Genomic DNA, 17,480 nt, shown 5'->3' on the forward strand with positions numbered 1-17,480 from the left:
GGCGACGCTGTTCCTAGCGGAAGTCGTCGGCGCTGAGGCATGTCCAGCGGTCGCCCGCGAGTCCGCCGATGAGCACATCGTCCGCTCTCACCGCCGCGATCACATCCTTGCGCGCCGCCCGGATCGACGTTCCGCCCGCATAGCGAAAGATAAGCCGAGGATAGCGATAGAGGTGGGACATCAGCGCCCTGTGGCCCTGGCCCATCAAACCGCAGCAGCCCAGGGCCTCGGCGCTGGCGATGACGCAGTCGAGCACCGAGCCCCAGGCCGATTCCACCGCAAACAGATGCAGTATGGTGGCAAGACGTCCGGGCTCCCCGTAATAGGCGTAACAGCCAATCGTCACGCCAGACAGATCGACGACCCGTGCGAAGTGCAATGGCCCGAGAGCGCGCTTTTCGGCCGCACGTGCCAGCAGCCAACGGACCTCCGCCGCGCCCCATTCCGGCCGCAGGCGGTAGCCCGTTGCGAGCCCGGGTGCGATTGACGCAAACGTCTCCGCGTCAATCTGTTCGGCGACCCAGCGTCTTCGCCGGTCGCTGGTGGGATGCGTCTTGAACAGGCGCGCGGCGACGGCATCCGAGAACCCCGCCAGCGCCTTCAGCATGCCGACCGGCGGTCGCGGCCATCGTTGCCGGACCTGTTCGACCAGCATCGCGGTCGGCTTGAAGATGCGGATCCACTGCAGGCTGTCGAACAGCATGAGCTCGTATTTCATCGGCCGGATGAAGGCGAGCGAGATCCGATTAGCCGAATCCGTCAGCAGCATGTCGAAAGCCGCGCTATTGACGGCGCGCAGCAGTTGCGCCCCGGCGCTCACATTGTCCTCGCCTTCGGCAGCCATCAGCGAACCGATGACCCCGGCTGAAAGCGTTTCGCCTTCGAGGACGTAGCGGGTGGCCAGGACGCCGAGAAATCCGCCGATGCTTCCGTCCTGGGCAATCTGAACCAGCGACGAAGCGTCCCCGCCATCTGGCGGCCCCTGCAGATAGAGCCGCTCCATATAGGCCGCTACATTCCTGACGGCGACGGCATCGCCGCCGCTTCCCCGCCGGCGGAACCTGGTCAGGAACAGTCGCGCTACCTGCTCGAGATCGCGATGCTCCAGAAGCCTGACGCGTGAAGCGCTGATCCCGGCAACAGCGTTGAGAGGTCGGCTCCTGTGGGAGCCCACGGGGGGCACAACGGTATTAATCGGCTTTGACTCCAACCCGGCTAGCGAGCTAACCGGGGGGTCTTCGAGTAGTCAACGATCGCCGAGCCTGATTACAGTAATCCTGCGACCGCCTATGGTTAAGCAGGACTTGACGGCGCCGCTTCACACGGCGCCGGTGTATTATTCGACCGTCACGGACTTCGCCAGATTGCGCGGCTGGTCTACGTCCTTGCCCATGAATACAGCCGTCTGATAGGCGATCATCTGGATCGGCAGTGCATAGACGATCGGAGCGAAGAGCGGATCCATCGCCGGCAGGATGATCGAGGTCTCGGGCACGATGCCGCATTCGGCCGCGCCCTTGGCATCGGTCACCAGAATGATCCGGCCGCCGCGTGCCGCAACCTCCTGCATGTTCGAGGCGGTCTTCTCGAACAGCGCGTCATGAGGAGCCACCACGATCACGGGCATGTCCTCGTCGATCAGCGCTATCGGGCCATGCTTCAGCTCACCTGCTGGATAACCTTCCGCATGGATGTAGCTGATTTCCTTGAGCTTCAGGGCCCCTTCCAGCGCGAGCGGGAAGCTCGTGCCACGGCCGAGATAGAGCACGTCGCGAGCCTTTGAGAGCTCGCGGGCAAGCTTCTCGATCTCGGGCTCCAGTTCCAGCGCCTTGGCGATCAGGCCCGGAAGCGCGATCAGGCTCTGGACATGACGGGCTTCTTCCGCCGCCGTCAGCGTGCCGCGGCCACGGGCCGCCGCGAGCGCGAGGCAGGCGAGCGCCGTCAGCTGGCAGGTGAAGGCTTTGGTCGAGGCGACGCCGATCTCGGGGCCGGCCAGCGTCGGCGCAACCGCGTCGCTCTCGCGGGCAATGGTCGAGGTCGGCACGTTGACCACAGAGAGAATGGTCTGCCGCTCCTGCCTTGCATAGCGCAAGCAGGCGAGCGTATCGGCGGTCTCGCCGGACTGCGACACGAACAGCGCCAGCCCGTCCTTGGGCAGCGGCGCCTCGCGATAGCGGAACTCAGAGGCGACATCGATCTCGACCGGCAGGCGGGCGAGCTTCTCGAACCAGTACTTGGCCGTCAGGCCGGCATAGTAGGCGGTGCCGCAAGCCGAGACGGACAGGCGCGACAGTGAGGCCCAGTCGACCTTGTCGGCGAAGGGCAACCGCACCGTGCCGGCGGCCATGTCGAGATACTGTGTCAGCGTATGGCCGACGACCTCGGGCTGCTCGTAGATTTCCTTGGCCATGAAGTGGCGGTGATTGCCCTTCTCGACCAGGAAGGCACCTGCGGCGACGCGCTGCGCGCGGCGTTCGACCTGCTGGTTGGCCTTGTCGTAGAAGGTCGCGCCCTGGCGATTCAGGACAACCCAGTCGCCCTCCTCGAGATAGGCGATGAGGTTGGTGAAAGGTGCCAGCGCCAGCGCGTCCGAGCCGAGATACATCTCGCCATCGCCGACACCGACCGCCAGGGGCGAGCCCTTGCGCGCGCCGATCAGCAGATCTTCCTCGCCCTCGAACAGGAAGGCGAGCGCGAAGGCTCCGCGCAGCAGCGGCAGCGAGTTGGCGACGGCCTTGACCGGGCCATGGCCGCGATCGAGCTCGCGGGTGACGAGATGCGCCACGATTTCCGTGTCGGTCTCGGTGGCGAAGACATAGCCTTCGGCCTGCAGCTCGGTGCGCAGCTCGCGGAAATTCTCGATGATGCCGTTATGGACCACGGCGAGCTTTGGCGTCGCGTGTGGGTGGGCATTGGTCTCGTTGGGCTTGCCATGGGTCGCCCAGCGCGTATGGCCGATGCCGATCAGGCCCTCCAGCGGCTCGTTGGAAAGGCGAACCTCGAGGTTCCTGAGCTTGCCTTCGGCGCGGCGGCGGGTGAGCAGGCCGTTCTCCAGCGTCGCGACGCCAGCCGAATCATAGCCGCGATATTCGAGCCGACGCAGCGCCTCGACCACCTGGCCAGCGACCGCTTCCTTGCCCAGAATTCCCACGATGCCGCACATGCGCAAACCTCTTCAGACATTGCCGTTGCAAACCGCATAGCGGGCAACGGCTGCCATGCCCAATCACTCTAAATGTCGAACTATGAACGCCAGCTTGCGCGAAACCCCGGTTTTCAGGGCTTCTTCTGGCTTTTCTTGCGGGCCAGCGCGGCCTCCCGGAAGGTCTTGGCCCATCCGAGGCGCTCGATCTGCTGTGCCCGTGCAATCGCCAACCCGTCGGGCGCGACGTCGCGCGTGACGACCGAGCCCGAGCCCACGAAGGCGCCCGCGCCGATCGTCACCGGAGCAACGAGCGCCGAATTCGAACCGACGAACGCGCCGGCGCCGATCGTGGTCTTGTACTTGAAGAAGCCGTCGTAATTGCAGGTGATCGTGCCCGCACCGATATTGGCGCCCTCTCCGACGCTGGCGTCGCCGATATAGGTGAGATGGCTCACCTTGGCCCCCTCGCCGATATCGGCCGCCTTGATCTCCACGAAATTTCCGACCTTGGCCCTGGCGGCAAGCTTGGCCCCCGGACGCAGGCGGCCATAGGGGCCGACAGTCGCGGCCGGACCAACCTCGGCGCCCTCAAGGTGCGAGAAGGCATGGATCACAGCCCCTTCCGCTACAATGACCCCAGGGCCGAAGACGACATGCGCCTCGACCACGACATCGCGTCCAAGCTGAGTGTCGAAGGCGAAGAAGACGGTCTCCGGCGCCACGAGGGTCGTGCCGGACATCATCACCTCCAGCCGTTTGCGACGCTGGAATTCAGCCTCGGCGACAGAGAGTTGCACGCGATCGTTAACACCTTGGACCTCGCTTTCCGGCGCCTTGAGGGCGACGGTCGCGAGGCCACGCGAGCGCGCCACGGCAACCGCGTCGGGCAGGTAGAACTCACCCTGCGCGTTGTCGCAGCCGATCGCCTCGAGGATCGATAGCGCATGGCCGCCGTCGAGCGCCATCAATCCAGCATTGCAGAAGCCGATCGTGCGCTGGTCCTCGTTCGCATCCTTGTGCTCGACAATCGCCTCCAGCGCGCCGTCCCTGATCACGAAGCGGCCATAACCGGTGGGATCGCGCGCCTCGAAGCCCAGTGCCGCGACAGCCGCGCCCTCGGCCAGCGCGGCCCGCAAGGCGCCGAAGGTTTCAGCGCGGATCAGGGGCGTATCGGCAAAGGCGACGAGAACGTCGTCATGGCCGGCCTCCAGCGCCTCGCGCGCGGCGAGCACGGCGTGTGCGGTGCCGCGCCGTTCGACCTGGGTGACGATTGCAGCCGACGGCATCGCGGCCGAAACCTCCGCCGCGACATCGGCACGGTCCGGCCCGATGACGACGACGACCGACGTCGCGCCGGCCTGCGCCACCGCCGCCAGGGCATGCCCCAGCAGGGAGCGACCACCGATCTCGTGCAGGACCTTGGGCTGCCGCGACTTCATGCGCGTGCCCTCGCCCGCTGCCAGGATGATCGCGAGGCAGGAACGGCCGGACTGCATTTCGGTCATGATTGTCGTTTCCTTTGCAGGCTGTCAGCCGGCCTGCGCTTTGCCGTGGAATCGCCCCATGCGTGAGGGCGCATGGGGGCTGTGCAGGCGCCGTGGATAACCGATCCCGGCGGCATTTGCCAAAGCCGCGTCGAAAGTGTGCGCGGCGATGCAACAGACTGGCAATCTTGCGCATTGTAGAACAATGGGCTGAGCCTTACTGAGGATAGCGATCATCTGCATTTTCCTGATGCAAACACTTTTCACTCCGTCAAGAAATGCTCTAGAAGCGCGAGAGGGCGAGGGCGTCGCCCGTCTATGTTGGATATGATGGCGAAATCCTTGAATCGTCGAGACTTTCTCGAAGGCGCCGCAGTCGGCCTCGCCTCCGCTTCATTGCTCGGCGCGACGCCGGCATCGGCCCAGTCGAATTGGGCGAGCCTGGTGCAATCCGTGATCGCGGAAGGACAGCGATTCAACCCGGCAATGGTCGTCGAAACGGCGCGCATGCTGGCGAGCAAACCGCTGGTTCCCGTTGCGGCAACCGACCTGCCCGACGGCTACGCCACCCTGCCCTATGACCAGTATTCCGGCATCCGGGCCCAACCGGGCGGCATGATCTGGGCCGGCGAGAATCGCGGCTTCACCATCGAGCCACTGCATCGCGGCTACGTCTTCTCGAACCCGGTCAGTCTGTTCACGGTCGAGGACGAGATCGTGCGCAAGGTCACGTTCGACCGCAGCAAGTTCGACTATGGTCGCGTCACGCCGCCGCCTCCCAATGTCGACCTGCAGTTCTCGGGCATGCGCATCGCGACCGGGCTGGAGCGCCCCTACGAGGTCGCGACCTTCCAGGGCGCGACCTTCTTTCGCGCATTGGCGAAGGGCCAGAATTACGGCGCCATGGCGCGTGCGTTGATTCTGCGCCCGGGCGAGACACGCGGAGAGGAGGTTCCGTTCTTCCGTGCCTTCTGGATCGAGCGACCCGGTCCCGCATCGGGCTCGCTGGTGATCCATGCGCTGCTCGACTCCGAAAGCCTGACCGGCGCCGTCCGAATGACCTTGCGCCCCGGCGACGTGACGCTGATCGATGTCGAGATGACCCTGTTCGCGCGCAAGGAACTCGACCACGTCGGGTTCGGCGGCACGATGGGCACGTTCCTTTCGGGACCGCAGAGCCGTCGGACCTTCGATGACCTTCGTCCCAGCGTGCATGAAGTCTCTGGCCTGCAGATCCTCACCGGCAATGGCGAGTGGATCTATCGCCCGGTCAGCAACCCGGCGACCCTGCAGGTCTCGTCCTTCCTCGACACCAACCCCAAAGGTTTTGGCCTGGTCGAGCGCGAGCGCGATCCCGGTGCTTTCCAGGATGACGACCAGCGCTACGAACTGCGTCCCAGCGTTTGGGTCGAACCGCTCGGCGAATGGGGTGCGGGCTCGGTCCAGTTGATCGAAATCCCCAGCGATTCCGACGTCAACGACAACGTCATCTGCTACTGGCGCCCGCGCCAGCCCCTGGCAGCTGGCAGCGAAACATCCTTGGCCTATCGCCAGGCCTGGGGCTGGCAGCCGCCCGAGCGGCCGACACTCGCCGTCGCAAGCCGCGTCAGGCAGGGTCGCGGCTCCCAGGGACGCCGCCGCCGTTTCATCGTCGACTTCACCGGCGACAAGCTGGCGGACGCCGGCATCGTCACATCGGCGCGCGCTAACCTGACGGCAGCGCCGGGCGCGATCCATAATGTCCGGCTCTGGCCTTACCCCGAGCGCAAACTGATGCGCGTCGGCTTCGAGGTCGATCCCGGAAATGATAATCTCAGCGAGCTCCGGCTCGTCCTGCAAGCCGGCGGGCAGCCGATTTCCGAGACCTGGTTGAATCGATGGACGTGGTGACAGGAGCGCGGCGGGATTCGGAATCCGGGCACGACGCCCGGCCTTACGTCGCGTGCGAGGAGCCGGCGACACCGCCCGAGAACCGGCTCGTCATGCCGGTGCAGTCGTTCCGGCGCTGGAATTCCTCCGACCGGCGCAAGCCGGCCCTGCCCCGGCTCTGGACGACGCCCTGGCTGAAGCGCCTCTTCGTCTTCGGCGGCGGCATGCTGCTGACCGCCTATGGCGCGTGGGAAATGTACAGCGTCGTGTCGGTCAGTCGCACGACCTCGCTTCAGTACGCCTTGCTCGTGCTGTTCACCGTGAACTTCTCGTGGATCGCGCTTGCGTTCACCAGCGCGCTGATGGGCTTCTTCGGCCTGCTGTTCAGCCGCGGCCTAGGCGACCGCGTCGAAGCGCTCAACCATCGCACCGTCGTGGTGATGCCGATCTACAACGAGTCGACCGCACGCACCTTCGCGGCCCTCTCGGCAATCCGCGAATCCGTCGAGGCGACGGGCTTGGGAGCGCATTTCGACTACTTCATCGTTTCCGACACGACCAACCCCGATGTCTGGATCGCCGAGGAGCGCGCCTTTCTCGCCCTGCGTGAGAGACTGGGGCCGAATTCGCGCGTCTACTACCGTCACCGCCCCAAGAACCACCACCGCAAGGCCGGCAACATCGCCGATTTCGTGACGCGCTGGGGCGGCTACTACGAGCACATGGTCGTGCTCGACGCCGACAGCCTGATGACGGGCACCTGCATCGTGCGCCTGACGGCCGCGATGGAGGCCGATCCCGATTCAGGCATCATCCAGTCGCTGCCGCTGATCATCAACCGCAACACCTTTTTCGCGCGGCTCCAGCAGTTCGCTGCCCGGGTCTATGGCCCCGTCATCGCGACCGGCCTCGCCATGTGGTCGGGTCGCGACGGCAATTACTGGGGCCACAACGCCATCATCCGGACGAAGGCGTTCGCCGAGCACTGCGGCCTTCCCGACCTCAAGGGCAAGCCGCCCTTCGGCGGTCACGTACTCAGCCACGACTTCGTCGAGGCTGCCCTGATGCGGCGCTCCGGCTGGTCGGTCTACATGCTGCCCGACCTCACCGGCTCCTATGAGGAGAGCCCGCCCTCGCTGATCGACATCTCGGTCCGCGACCGGCGCTGGTGCCAGGGCAATCTGCAGCATTCGCGGATCATCGGCGCTAAGGGCTTCGTCTGGTCCACGCGCCAGCATTTCGCCACCGGCATCATGGGCTATCTCGCTTCGCCGTTCTGGCTGATGCAGCTGGTGGTCGGCATCCTGATCGTGCTGCAGGTCAACTACGCGCGGCCTGAATACTTCACGCAGGAGTTCACGCTCTTCCCGATCTGGCCGCGCTTCGACCCCGAGCGCGCCTTGAACCTGTTCGCGCTGACGATGGCGATCCTGCTCGCACCGAAATTCTTCGGGCTACTGCTGACCCTGTTCAACGGCAAGCTCCGGCGCGCCGGCGGCGGCGCGATCCGGCTCATTCTGTCGGCTCTGCTAGAGATCCTGTTCTCGGCCTTCTTCGCGCCGATCATGATGCTGATCCAGTCGGGCTCGGTCTTTCAGATCCTGCTCGGCCGCGACACGGGCTGGAACCCGCAGCGCCGCGACGACGGTTCGATCCCGCTCAAGGACATCATCCGCCGCCACCGCACCCATACGGTGCTTGGCGTCGTCGCCGGCATCTCGGCCTTCATGATCGCGACCTCGCTGTTCGCCTGGATGTCGCCCACCATTGTCGGCCTCGTGCTCGCCATCCCGCTGTCATGGGCTTCCGGCCAGCTCGCGCTCGGCCTCTGGCTGAAGCGTCACAAACTGCTGCTGACGCCTGAGGAAGGCGATCCGCCAGCGGTGGCCCTGCGCGCCAATGCGTTGCAGGCCGAGTTCGCGAAAGCCGGCTTCGACGATGACGACGGCATACGCGCCCTGCATGCCGACCCCGCCCTGCGCCATGCCCACGAGATGATGCTGCCGGAAGCACAGTCGCGCCGGCGCGGCGAGGTCGACCCCGACCGCGCCGTGGCACAAGCCAAGCTCGTGGACGCCGAGACGGTCGACGACGCCGCGATCTGGCTGAAGCCGAAGGAGCGCATGGTCGTGATGCATGACCGCGCGCTGGTCGGGCTTCTGGCCTCGCTGTCGACGAGGCCGGAAGACGCATCGGCCTCGCCGGCTCAGTAGATCCACGGCCCCGCCCTACAGCTTTAGGCGACTTAGACCATGATCCCGGGGCCATCCCGGTCGGAGCCCCATATCCAGTCCGGCGCGCTCGCCGGACATGGTCAGGAATGGGCCCCGGGCCTCCCTTCGGTGACCCGGGATGACGGCATGCTCTAGACGCTGGCGAAACGTCTGCTTCAGCCTTGCTCGAAGGCGATCACGCAGCCCATAGCCACCTCCGGCGGCACGACGAGACGGTCATCGCCATGGGCGAAGGTCACGCTCGCGGCGGTGAGTCGCTCCGCCACAGCCTTCAAATCGGCCACCGCGACGCAGAGGCCCAGGAATCGCGCAGGCGTCGGTTCCGGCGGAGTCTGATAGATCGCATGCGCCGCCTCGGCATCGAGCACATCGATACGGCCGCGCGGCAGGTCGAGCACGTAGTCCTCGTTGCCGTCCAGGATCTCGGCGCCCCCGGTAAAGGCCGAAAGGAACGCACGGTGCTGCTCGGGCGCGTCCGTCAGCAGGATCGCAGCCGACAAGGCGGTGGCGCCGTTGGCATGTGCCTGGAAGGCGGGGTTCCAGAAGTTCTGCGGCTCGTGCTGCTCGCAGACGAAGAAACCGCATTCGGGCGCGGCGGGATCGTCGGCGAAGGCGAGCGAGAACGCGACACGGACCTGCTCCCCACTCGGACGCAGCGCCTGGCGCTCGAAGAAGAACGGCTCGAAGGCGCCGATTCCCGCATCCGAGAATGCAGCATTGTCGGCCTTGGCGTCTCGGCTCTCGAGCACGAGCATCGACATGCCCTCGCCGCGCGCCAGCGCGTCCCGGACGAAGGCGCCGAAGGAGAACCGCCCCGGCCCCGGCTCGGGGATCGAACCGGGATCGCCGATCGTGATCAGTTCCAGGAATGAGCCCGGGAACTGCACGATCCGGTTCTCGGTGCCCCAGGGGTGCCGGTTGCGCGCGCCGACAGTGAAACCCAGCCGCTCGTAGAAAGCGCCGGCAGCATCGAGATCGTGCACTCCGATGACGAGATGGTCGAGGCCGCGGGGGGCGGTTGCGGTCGTAAGCTCAGGCATGTCTGGCGCTCGCTGATGGCAGGCTCGGACGACTAGCTCTAGCAGGTCGGGCAGCGGCGGTCATGCCCGCTCCCGGTCAGGCTATATAGTGCGGCACGAAGCGCGACGTGTTCCTGGTTATCGGGGTCGCGTCCTCGCGCACGCACAGCCCGCAGGCTTCCGACGCCACCAGCCATGAGCCGATCACCGCATAGCGGCCGTTGGCTTTGAACAGGTTAGGTGCAGCGTCCTGAATCACGAAGCCTTCCTCGCCATAGGGCCCGCCATCGCTGTAGAGGACCTCCCCATCGGCGATCAGCGTGATGTTGGCGCCCTCGCGTGAATAGAGCGGCTTGCGGACACGTCGGGCTGACAGGGTCTGAGAGCCCGGGTCGCCCTCGAAGAACGCAGGCAGGAGGTTTGGATGGCCGGGCTCCATCTCCCAGAGGAAGGCGAGCAGCCCCTTGTTGGAGAGGAGCGCCTTCCAGGGTGGCTCGACGAACTGGCACTGGGCACCTGCCAGCGCCTCGCCATAGCGCTCGCGAAACAACCATTCCCAAGGATAGAGCTTGAACAGGCTCTCGATCGGCACCGAATTTCCGTCGCAGAAGCGCCCGTCCGGCAGCAGCCCGATCTCCTCGACATAGGTGAAGCGTGCATCGAGCCCTGCCTGCAGCGCGCAGTCGAGCAGGTAGTCGACGGTGCCCTTGTCCTCGTCGGCTCCCTGCGCGCAGGCCAGGTGAAGCCGGTAGGGCGACGGCTGCCGCAGCGCCGCCAGCGCCGCCAGAAGGCGCTCATGCACAGAGTTGAACTGGTCGCAGCCCCGCGGCAACAGGCCCTGCTTCATCGCCTGCTCGAGCCAGTCCCACTGGACCACGGCGCTCTCCAGCAGCGCGGTTGGGGTGTCGGCGTTGTATTCCAGCAGCTTGGCCGGGCCGCGCCCGTCATAGGCCAGGTCGAGCCGACCATAGAGGTTGCGGTCGCCGCGCTGCCAGGATTGGGCGATCAGGGGCCAGTGCGCCTCCGGGATGGCAAGCCGTCTCAGAACCGCCTCGTCCGCCAGTGCGCGCTCGATGAAAGCGAAGCAGAGCTGCTCGAGCTCGTTGGTCGGCGCCTCGATATCGCGCTCGATCTGCTCGAGCGAGAATTCATAGGCAGCGCTTTCGTCCCAATAGGGCTCGCCATCCATGGTGTGGAAGGCAAAGCCGATGCGCTCGACCCTGCCCTGCCAATTGGGGCGCGGCTGCATCGGGACTCGGCGCATCAGGAGGACCCCCGCGAGCCGAACGAGCGCGAGATCGAGCCGAAGCCGCCCCGCGAGGTCGCAGTCTGCGCAGCGCGGCTTGCAACGAAGCTGGTCGCCGTGATGCTGCCACCCGACGTCGTGGAATACCGGCGCGATCCGCCATACGAGGAGCTGCTGCCGGACGACGACGATGAACCGTAAGAGGAGCGCGGCGGCTCGCAGTCCGGCCGCCCCGCCCCCTGCACGCGCGAGCCGGGCGGGCAGGCAGCCTGGGTGGGAGGCAGCAGCGGCGCCGCAGGCCGGTGGCCGATCCCCGTGAGATTGCGCGCGAGCATGAAGCCCGCGAGCGCCGGCAGGAAATATTGTGCGCCGTTCATCGTGGCGGAGCTACAGGAGCCGGCTCCGTATTGCGCCTCGCACTCGGCCAGCCTCTGGAATTTCGGCGCCTCGCTCAGGCGCCTGGCGGAGGCGTCGGCGAACGCCGCCTCACAGGCCTGGGCACCGAGCTGGTTGGCCTCGCGGCATTCGCTGAGACTGTTGTAGACGAGGTCCTCATTGGGCGTGTCGTCGCCGGTCAACGACCAGACCGTCGCCACCATCACCACGCCCGCGGCCGCCAATCCGATCTGGGTCGAGCGCTTCATGGCATGCGCTCCGGGTCAGGCGGTCATGCTGGCGGCAGCCAGCGTGCCGGAAATCACCGCGATGACCGCCAGCATGGCAGCCGACGGCAGGCGATCCTCCTCGATCTTGCGCGACAGGTCCGGGATCAGGAAGCGGGCAAGCCCGTAGGCAGCGAACTGGATCAGCATCGCGGCGACAGCCCAGATCACCAGGTCGGGGATGCTGCTCGCCTGGGCGATCGCCTTTTCAAGGGGGAGCGAGAATCCCACCACATTGCCGCCAAGCGCTACCGCTGCCGAGAGGTTTCCGACCCGAATCAGCGCGATCTCGTCATGGGCTGTCATCTTGAGATAGACGGCGGCGAAACTCGCGATCAAAGCAACGCCGAGGCAGAAATAGAGCAGGAACGCGGGAAGCCCCGCCATCGAGATCGTCATGCCGCCTGCCCCCAAGCTGCCAGAATGATCGTGCGAGGGCGACTATACGTCAGTTGAGCGGTAGTGCCAGAGGGGCCCCGCAGGCGCCTTTGTCGGGCGCATAACCGTCATTGCGAGCGAAGCGAAGCAAACCGGAGCGCGGAGAGCTACTGGATCGCTTCGCTCGCAATGACGCGCCGGCTGTCAGACCAGCCGGCTCTGCACCACCGCAGCCTCGACGAAGCTCGCAAACAGCGGATGCGGCTCGAAGGGACGCGACTTCAGCTCGGGGTGGTACTGCACGCCGATGAACCAGGGGTGGTCGGGATACTCGACCGTCTCCGGAAGCAGACCGTCGGGCGACAGGCCCGAGAAGTTCATCCCGCTCGCCTCGAGGCGCTCGCGATAACCCATGTTCACCTCGTAGCGGTGGCGATGGCGCTCCGAGATCTCGGTCGAGCCGTAGATCTTGGCGATCTTTGAATCGGGCGAAAGCGTCGAGGCGTACGCGCCCAGCCGCATCGTACCGCCGAGATTGCCGTTGGCAGCGCGCTGCTCCAGCTCGTTGCCGCGCAGCCATTCCGTCATCAGGCCGACGACGGGCTCCGGCGTGGGACCGAACTCGCTGGAGTTGGCATCCTCGATCTTGGCTAGCGAACGCGCCGCCTCGATCACCGCCATCTGCATGCCGAAGCAGATGCCGAAATATGGCACCTTGCGCTGCCTGGCGAAGGTCGCAGCCTTGATCTTGCCCTCGGCGCCTCGATGGCCGAAGCCGCCCGGCACCAGGATGCCATGGACATGCTCGAGGAACGGAGTCGGATCTTCCTTCTCGAAGACCTCCGACTCGATCCAATCGAGGTTGACCTTCACGCGGTTGGCGATTCCGCCATGCATGAGCGCCTCGATGAGGGACTTGTAGGCGTCCTTCATGCCCGTGTACTTGCCGACGATGGCGATCGTGACCTCGCCCTCGGGGTTCTTCACGCGCTCGGAAATGCGACGCCAGTTCGAGACGTCGGGCTCGGCGCTGGCATCCATGCCGAAGGCCGCCAGGACCTCGTTGTCGAGCCCCTCGGCGTGATAGGACAGCGGCACATCATAGATCGAGGCGACGTCGCGGGCCTCGATCACGGCGGTCTCGCGGACATTGCAGAACAGCGCGAGCTTGCGGCGCTCCTCGCGCGGAATCTCGCGGTCGGTGCGGCAGAGCAGGATGTCGGGCTGGATGCCGATCGAGCGCAGCTCCGCCACCGAATGCTGGGTCGGCTTGGTCTTCAGCTCGCCGGCCGTGGGGATATAGGGCAGCAGCGTCAGGTGGATGAAGATGCACTGGCCGCGCGGCAGTTGCTGGCCGGTCTGGCGGATGGCCTCCAGAAACGGGAGGCTCTCGATGTCGCCGACTGTGCCGCCCACCTCCAGCAGCACGAAGTCGTAGCCATCGTTGCCGGTGAGGATGAATTCCTTGATCGCGTTCGTGACATGGGGAACGACCTGGATCGTCGCGCCGAGATAATCGCCGCGCCGCTCCTTGGTCAGGATGTCCATGTAGATGCGACCGGTCGTGATGTTGTCGCCCTTGTTGCAGGGCCGCCCGGTGAAGCGCTCGTAGTGGCCGAGGTCGAGATCGGTCTCGGCCCCGTCATCGGTCACGAAGACCTCGCCGTGCTGATAGGGGCTCATCGTGCCCGGATCGACATTCAGGTAGGGGTCGAGCTTGCGCAGGCGGACCGTGTGGCCGCGAGCCTGCAGAAGGGCAGCGAGAGCTGCCGACGCCAGGCCTTTGCCGAGCGAGGACACCACGCCGCCGGTGATGAATACATACCGCGTCATGGGAGGAGACCTTTATCCCTTGGAGTTCGATTCGCTAAGCACTTCGTTGCAGGCGTGCCCTGCCATCAGCGCTGGTCCGGACAAGAGCAGCCGAACTGATTCCGACTGCTCTCAAAAGATAAGGGCCGGTTGCCCGGCCCCGCGTGCTGTCAAAGGCTGGGGCCGGTTTCCCGGCCCAGGCCCGTCTTACTGCTGCGGCGCAGCAGGCGGCGAAGGCGGCTGAGCGCCACCGGCCGGAGCCTGCATCTGGCGCAGCTGGTCGAGTACGCCGCCGGCGTTGGGAGCGCTCGGACCACCCGGGGCGGCAGGCGCAGTCGAGCCCGGCGCGCCGTCGATGATCGAGCGCTGGACGCGGCCGCTGTGAGCCATGACGGCCAGAACGATCGAGGTCAGGAAGAAGGCGCCCGCCAGGATCGCAGTCGCACGGGTCAGGGCGTTGGCCTGGCCGCGGCCGGTCATGAAGCCGCCGGCTCCGCCACCGCCCGAGCCCATTCCGAGGCCGCCGCCTTCGGAGCGCTGCAGAAGGACGACGCCGACGAGCGCGACGACGATGATCAGATGGATGACGATGAGGACGTTCTGCATGGTCTCACGAAAATGGGTAGGGAGCGGAAAGCCGCAAGGGCGCACCGCTCCGACTGTTCGCTTGGCGCGAACTGCGCCGGCACATAGCACGCGCCCGCCGGGTGCACCACCCGACAAATTATGCGACGTCAGGCGCAGGCTTGGGCGATCGCCAGGAAATCCTTGGCCACGAGGCTTGCCCCTCCCACGAGCGCACCGTCGACATTGGCGACATTCATCAGTTCGGCGGCATTCGAGGGCTTTACCGAGCCGCCATAGAGCAGGCGGACGGCGGCGGCCTCGGTCTTGCCGAGCATCCGGCCGAGCTCGGCGCGAATTGCCGCATGGACCTCGGCGACATCTGCCGCAGTCGGGGTCAGGCCGGTGCCGATCGCCCAGACGGGCTCATAGGCGACGACCAGCGTCGCACCTGTCGAGCCCTCCGGCACGGAGCCGCGCAGCTGCTTCTTCACCACGGCGAGTGCCTTGCCAGCCTCGCGCTCGGCCTGGGTCTCTCCGACGCAGACGATGGGCACCAGGAGCGATTGCTGCGCGGCCTCGGCCTTGTCCTTGACTGTCGCGTTGGTCTCGCCATGCAGAGTGCGCCGCTCCGAATGCCCGACGATCGCGAAGGCAGCGCCGGCATCGGCGAGCATCGGCGCCGCGATATCGCCTGTAAAGGCGCCCTTCTCGGCAGCCGCACAATCCTGGCCGCCGGTTGCTATGCGCGAGCCGATCAACGCGGCAGTCGCGGCGAAGAGCATTGTTGCGGGCGGGCAGATCGCCAGGTCGACGGCAGCTTTCAGGGCGGTATCGTAGCCCTTGGCAACCTCGCCTGCGATTGCGAGATCGCCCTTGAGCCCGTTCATCTTCCAGTTGCCTGCCACCAACGGCCTGATGCTGCGCGTCATTCTGTCCCTCCGAAATTCACTCAGCCGGCTGTAGCAACGCCAAGCCGCAGCCGCAATCTCGAGGCATCGCTGTGGTCCACGCGCCAGCCCGGGATTGCAGCGCACGATTGCCGTTCCGGAAAGATTGCGGCTTGCTTCGCCGGTTCCTATAAGCAGCGCCGACAAAAGACCGATATGTGTCGCTGCAAGCGACGCATCCGAGCCAGGAAAGACGAACCGATATGATGATGCAGGGTATCCGCAAGGCGGGCCAGAGCTTCGTTGGCAAGCTCATCATCTTCGTGCTGTTCGGCTTCCTGATCTTCTCCTTCGCGATCTGGGGCATCGGCGACATCTTCCAGGGCTATGGCCGCAATTCGGTCGCCCGCGTCGGCAAGGCCGAGATCGGTCTCGAGCAGATGCGCACCGCCTATCAGAACGAACTCCAGCAGCTGACGCGTCAGCAGCGCCGGCAGATCACACCCGACATGGCCCGTGCGCTTGGCCTCGACCGCCGCGTGCTCTCGCGCCTCGTCACGGAGGCAGTGCTCGACCAGACCGCCCGCAGCATGGGTCTTGCCGTCTCGGATGAGACGATCCGCAACCTGATCTTCGACGACGCCGTGTTCAAGGACGCCTCCGGCGCCTTCTCCCCAGCCCGCTTCAACGAATTGCTGCGCTCCAACGGCTTCACCGAGCAGGTCTATGTCCGCGAGCAGCGCGCCACCATCCTGCGCCAGCAGCTCGCCGAAATGGTCGTCGGCCTCGTGAGCGCCCCCGTGGCGCTCCAGGAGATCGGCCATCGCCTGCGCAACGAGAAGCGCAGCGTGACGTTCGCCCGCGTTCCGGTCAGCGCTGCCGGCGATATCGCGGCGCCGACCGACGCGCAGCTCAAGACCTTCTTCGACGAGCGCAAGGCCTCGTTCCGCGCGCCGGAATTCCGCAGCGCCAATCTGCTGTCGATCTCGGCCGAGACCCTCGCCGACCCGAGCAAGATCACCGACGCCGACGCCCAGGCCGAATACGAGAAGGTCAAGGCGCAGCGCTTCACGACCTCCGAGACGCGTACCATCCAGCAGATCACCTTCCCGACCGCGGAGGAGGCGCAGGCCGCCAAGGCCCGGATCGATGCCGGCGAAACTTTCGAGGCCATCGCCGCCTCGCGCAACATCGCGGAGGCCGATCTCACGCTCGGCACGTTCAATCGGACACAGGTGTTCGACGCCGCGGTGCGAGATGCCGCCTTCGCGCTTGCCGAAGCCGGTGTCAGCGGCCCCGTCACCAGCGCCTTCGGCCCTGTGCTGCTGCGCGCCAGCGCCATCGTCGCCGAGCGTGTGCGCCCCTATGAGGAGGTCGCCACCGAGGTGAAGGCCGAGCTGGCCCGATCCCGCGCCAGCGGCCAGATCACCGATCTGCACGACCGCATCGAGGACCAGCGCGCCGCCGCCAAGCCGCTGGCCGAGATCGCCAAGGAGTTCAACCTGACGCTGCGCAGCGTCGGCCCGGTCGACAGCGGCATGCGCAAGCCCGATGGCACGAGCGAGCAGGCTTTGCCGGGCGGCAACGATACCGTGCAGGCGATCTTCCGCTCGGATATCGGCGTCGACAACGAGGCGATCCGCCTGCCCCGCGACACCGGCTATGTCTGGTTCGACCTGACCAAGATCGACGCCGCCCGCGACCAGACCCTCGAGGAAGTGAAAAGCACGGTCGAGGCACAATGGCGGGCCGACGAGGTCGCCACCAGGCTCGCGGCAAAGACACGCGAAATGGTCGCCAAGCTCGACGCCGGAGAGGCTTTCGACACCGTCGCATCCGCCGCCGGGTTGACGATCGAGAAGGCTGCCGACATCGGCCGCCAGGACGAGCGCCCCGAACTGCCCGCCAATGTCGTCAGCCTGATCTTCGGCACCGCCGTCGGCAAGAGCGCCTCAGCCTCTGGCCCCGAGAATGGCCGCGTCCTGTTCAAGGTCGACAGCGCCACGGTGGCTCCCTATGCGCGCACCACGCAGGAGGCCGACAATTTCCAGCGCCTGCTCTCCTCCAGCATCAGCGAGGACATGCTCGCCCAGTATGTCGGCAAGCGTCAGGCCGACCTCGGTGTCACCGTCAACGAGACCGCCTTCCGCAATGCCACCGGTGGCGCGCAGAACTGA

13 protein-coding genes are annotated in these 17,480 nt (G+C 66.1%); 3 read left to right on the forward strand and 10 right to left on the reverse strand.

The window, feature by feature from the left end; translation table 11 throughout:
* Positions 1-13 precede the first annotated feature (13 nt).
* The 3 genes from AC1D2L_RS11960 to glmU form a co-directional block, all read right to left on the reverse strand.
* Positions 14-1,003: a hypothetical protein gene (locus AC1D2L_RS11960; protein WP_476846090.1), complete on the reverse strand. Its 990-nt coding sequence runs from the start codon at positions 1,001-1,003 to the stop codon at positions 14-16.
* 333 nt (positions 1,004-1,336) lie between these two features.
* Complete coding sequence (gene glmS / locus AC1D2L_RS11965) at positions 1,337-3,163, reverse strand: glutamine--fructose-6-phosphate transaminase (isomerizing) (protein ID WP_476846091.1); 1,827 nt, start codon at positions 3,161-3,163, stop codon at positions 1,337-1,339.
* 113 nt (positions 3,164-3,276) lie between these two features.
* Positions 3,277-4,650, reverse strand: coding sequence for a bifunctional UDP-N-acetylglucosamine diphosphorylase/glucosamine-1-phosphate N-acetyltransferase GlmU (gene glmU, locus AC1D2L_RS11970; RefSeq protein ID WP_476846092.1), 1,374 nt, complete (start codon positions 4,648-4,650; stop codon positions 3,277-3,279).
* A gap of 321 nt (positions 4,651-4,971) precedes the next feature.
* Here glmU and AC1D2L_RS11975 point away from each other — a divergent pair, with 321 nt between their 5' ends.
* Complete coding sequence (locus AC1D2L_RS11975; protein ID WP_476846093.1) at positions 4,972-6,519, forward strand: OpgD/OpgG family glucan biosynthesis protein; 1,548 nt, start codon at positions 4,972-4,974, stop codon at positions 6,517-6,519.
* On the forward strand, positions 6,507-8,711 hold the full coding sequence (mdoH, locus tag AC1D2L_RS11980; protein WP_476846094.1) for a glucans biosynthesis glucosyltransferase MdoH: 2,205 nt from the start codon (positions 6,507-6,509) through the stop codon (positions 8,709-8,711). The genes AC1D2L_RS11975 and mdoH overlap by 13 nt, the downstream gene beginning before the upstream one ends.
* A 176-nt stretch (positions 8,712-8,887) precedes the next feature.
* On the opposite strand, the gene AC1D2L_RS11985 is transcribed toward mdoH, so the two are convergent.
* The 7 genes from AC1D2L_RS11985 to tpiA form a co-directional block, all read right to left on the reverse strand.
* Complete coding sequence (locus AC1D2L_RS11985) at positions 8,888-9,772, reverse strand: VOC family protein (RefSeq protein WP_476846095.1); 885 nt, start codon at positions 9,770-9,772, stop codon at positions 8,888-8,890.
* A gap of 76 nt (positions 9,773-9,848) precedes the next feature.
* The gene (locus AC1D2L_RS11990; RefSeq protein WP_476846096.1) at positions 9,849-11,015 is read right to left on the reverse strand and encodes a glutathionylspermidine synthase family protein; all 1,167 of its coding nucleotides are present in this window, start codon (positions 11,013-11,015) and stop codon (positions 9,849-9,851) included.
* Complete coding sequence (locus AC1D2L_RS11995) at positions 11,015-11,641, reverse strand: DUF1190 domain-containing protein (RefSeq protein WP_476846097.1); 627 nt, start codon at positions 11,639-11,641, stop codon at positions 11,015-11,017. Before AC1D2L_RS11995 ends, AC1D2L_RS11990 begins: the two co-directional genes overlap by 1 nt.
* A gap of 15 nt (positions 11,642-11,656) precedes the next feature.
* Positions 11,657-12,058 (reverse strand): DUF350 domain-containing protein, encoded by a 402-nt coding sequence (locus AC1D2L_RS12000; protein WP_476846098.1) that lies wholly within the window; start codon positions 12,056-12,058, stop codon positions 11,657-11,659.
* Between the two features lie 183 nt (positions 12,059-12,241).
* Entirely contained in the window at positions 12,242-13,870 is a 1,629-nt protein-coding gene (locus tag AC1D2L_RS12005; RefSeq protein ID WP_476846099.1) for a CTP synthase, read from the reverse strand.
* Between the two features lie 186 nt (positions 13,871-14,056).
* Positions 14,057-14,455 carry a preprotein translocase subunit SecG gene (gene secG / locus AC1D2L_RS12010; RefSeq protein WP_476846100.1) on the reverse strand — a complete coding sequence of 133 codons (399 nt, stop codon included), beginning with the start codon at positions 14,453-14,455 and terminating at the stop codon, positions 14,057-14,059.
* A gap of 128 nt (positions 14,456-14,583) precedes the next feature.
* The gene (gene tpiA / locus AC1D2L_RS12015) at positions 14,584-15,345 is read right to left on the reverse strand and encodes a triose-phosphate isomerase (RefSeq protein ID WP_476846101.1); all 762 of its coding nucleotides are present in this window, start codon (positions 15,343-15,345) and stop codon (positions 14,584-14,586) included.
* 221 nt (positions 15,346-15,566) lie between these two features.
* Between tpiA and AC1D2L_RS12020 the strand changes: the two genes are divergently transcribed.
* Positions 15,567-17,480 carry a peptidylprolyl isomerase gene (locus tag AC1D2L_RS12020; RefSeq protein ID WP_476846102.1) on the forward strand — a complete coding sequence of 638 codons (1,914 nt, stop codon included), beginning with the start codon at positions 15,567-15,569 and terminating at the stop codon, positions 17,478-17,480.

It is taken from the genome of Allobosea sp. P1_B10 (assembly GCF_056406735.1).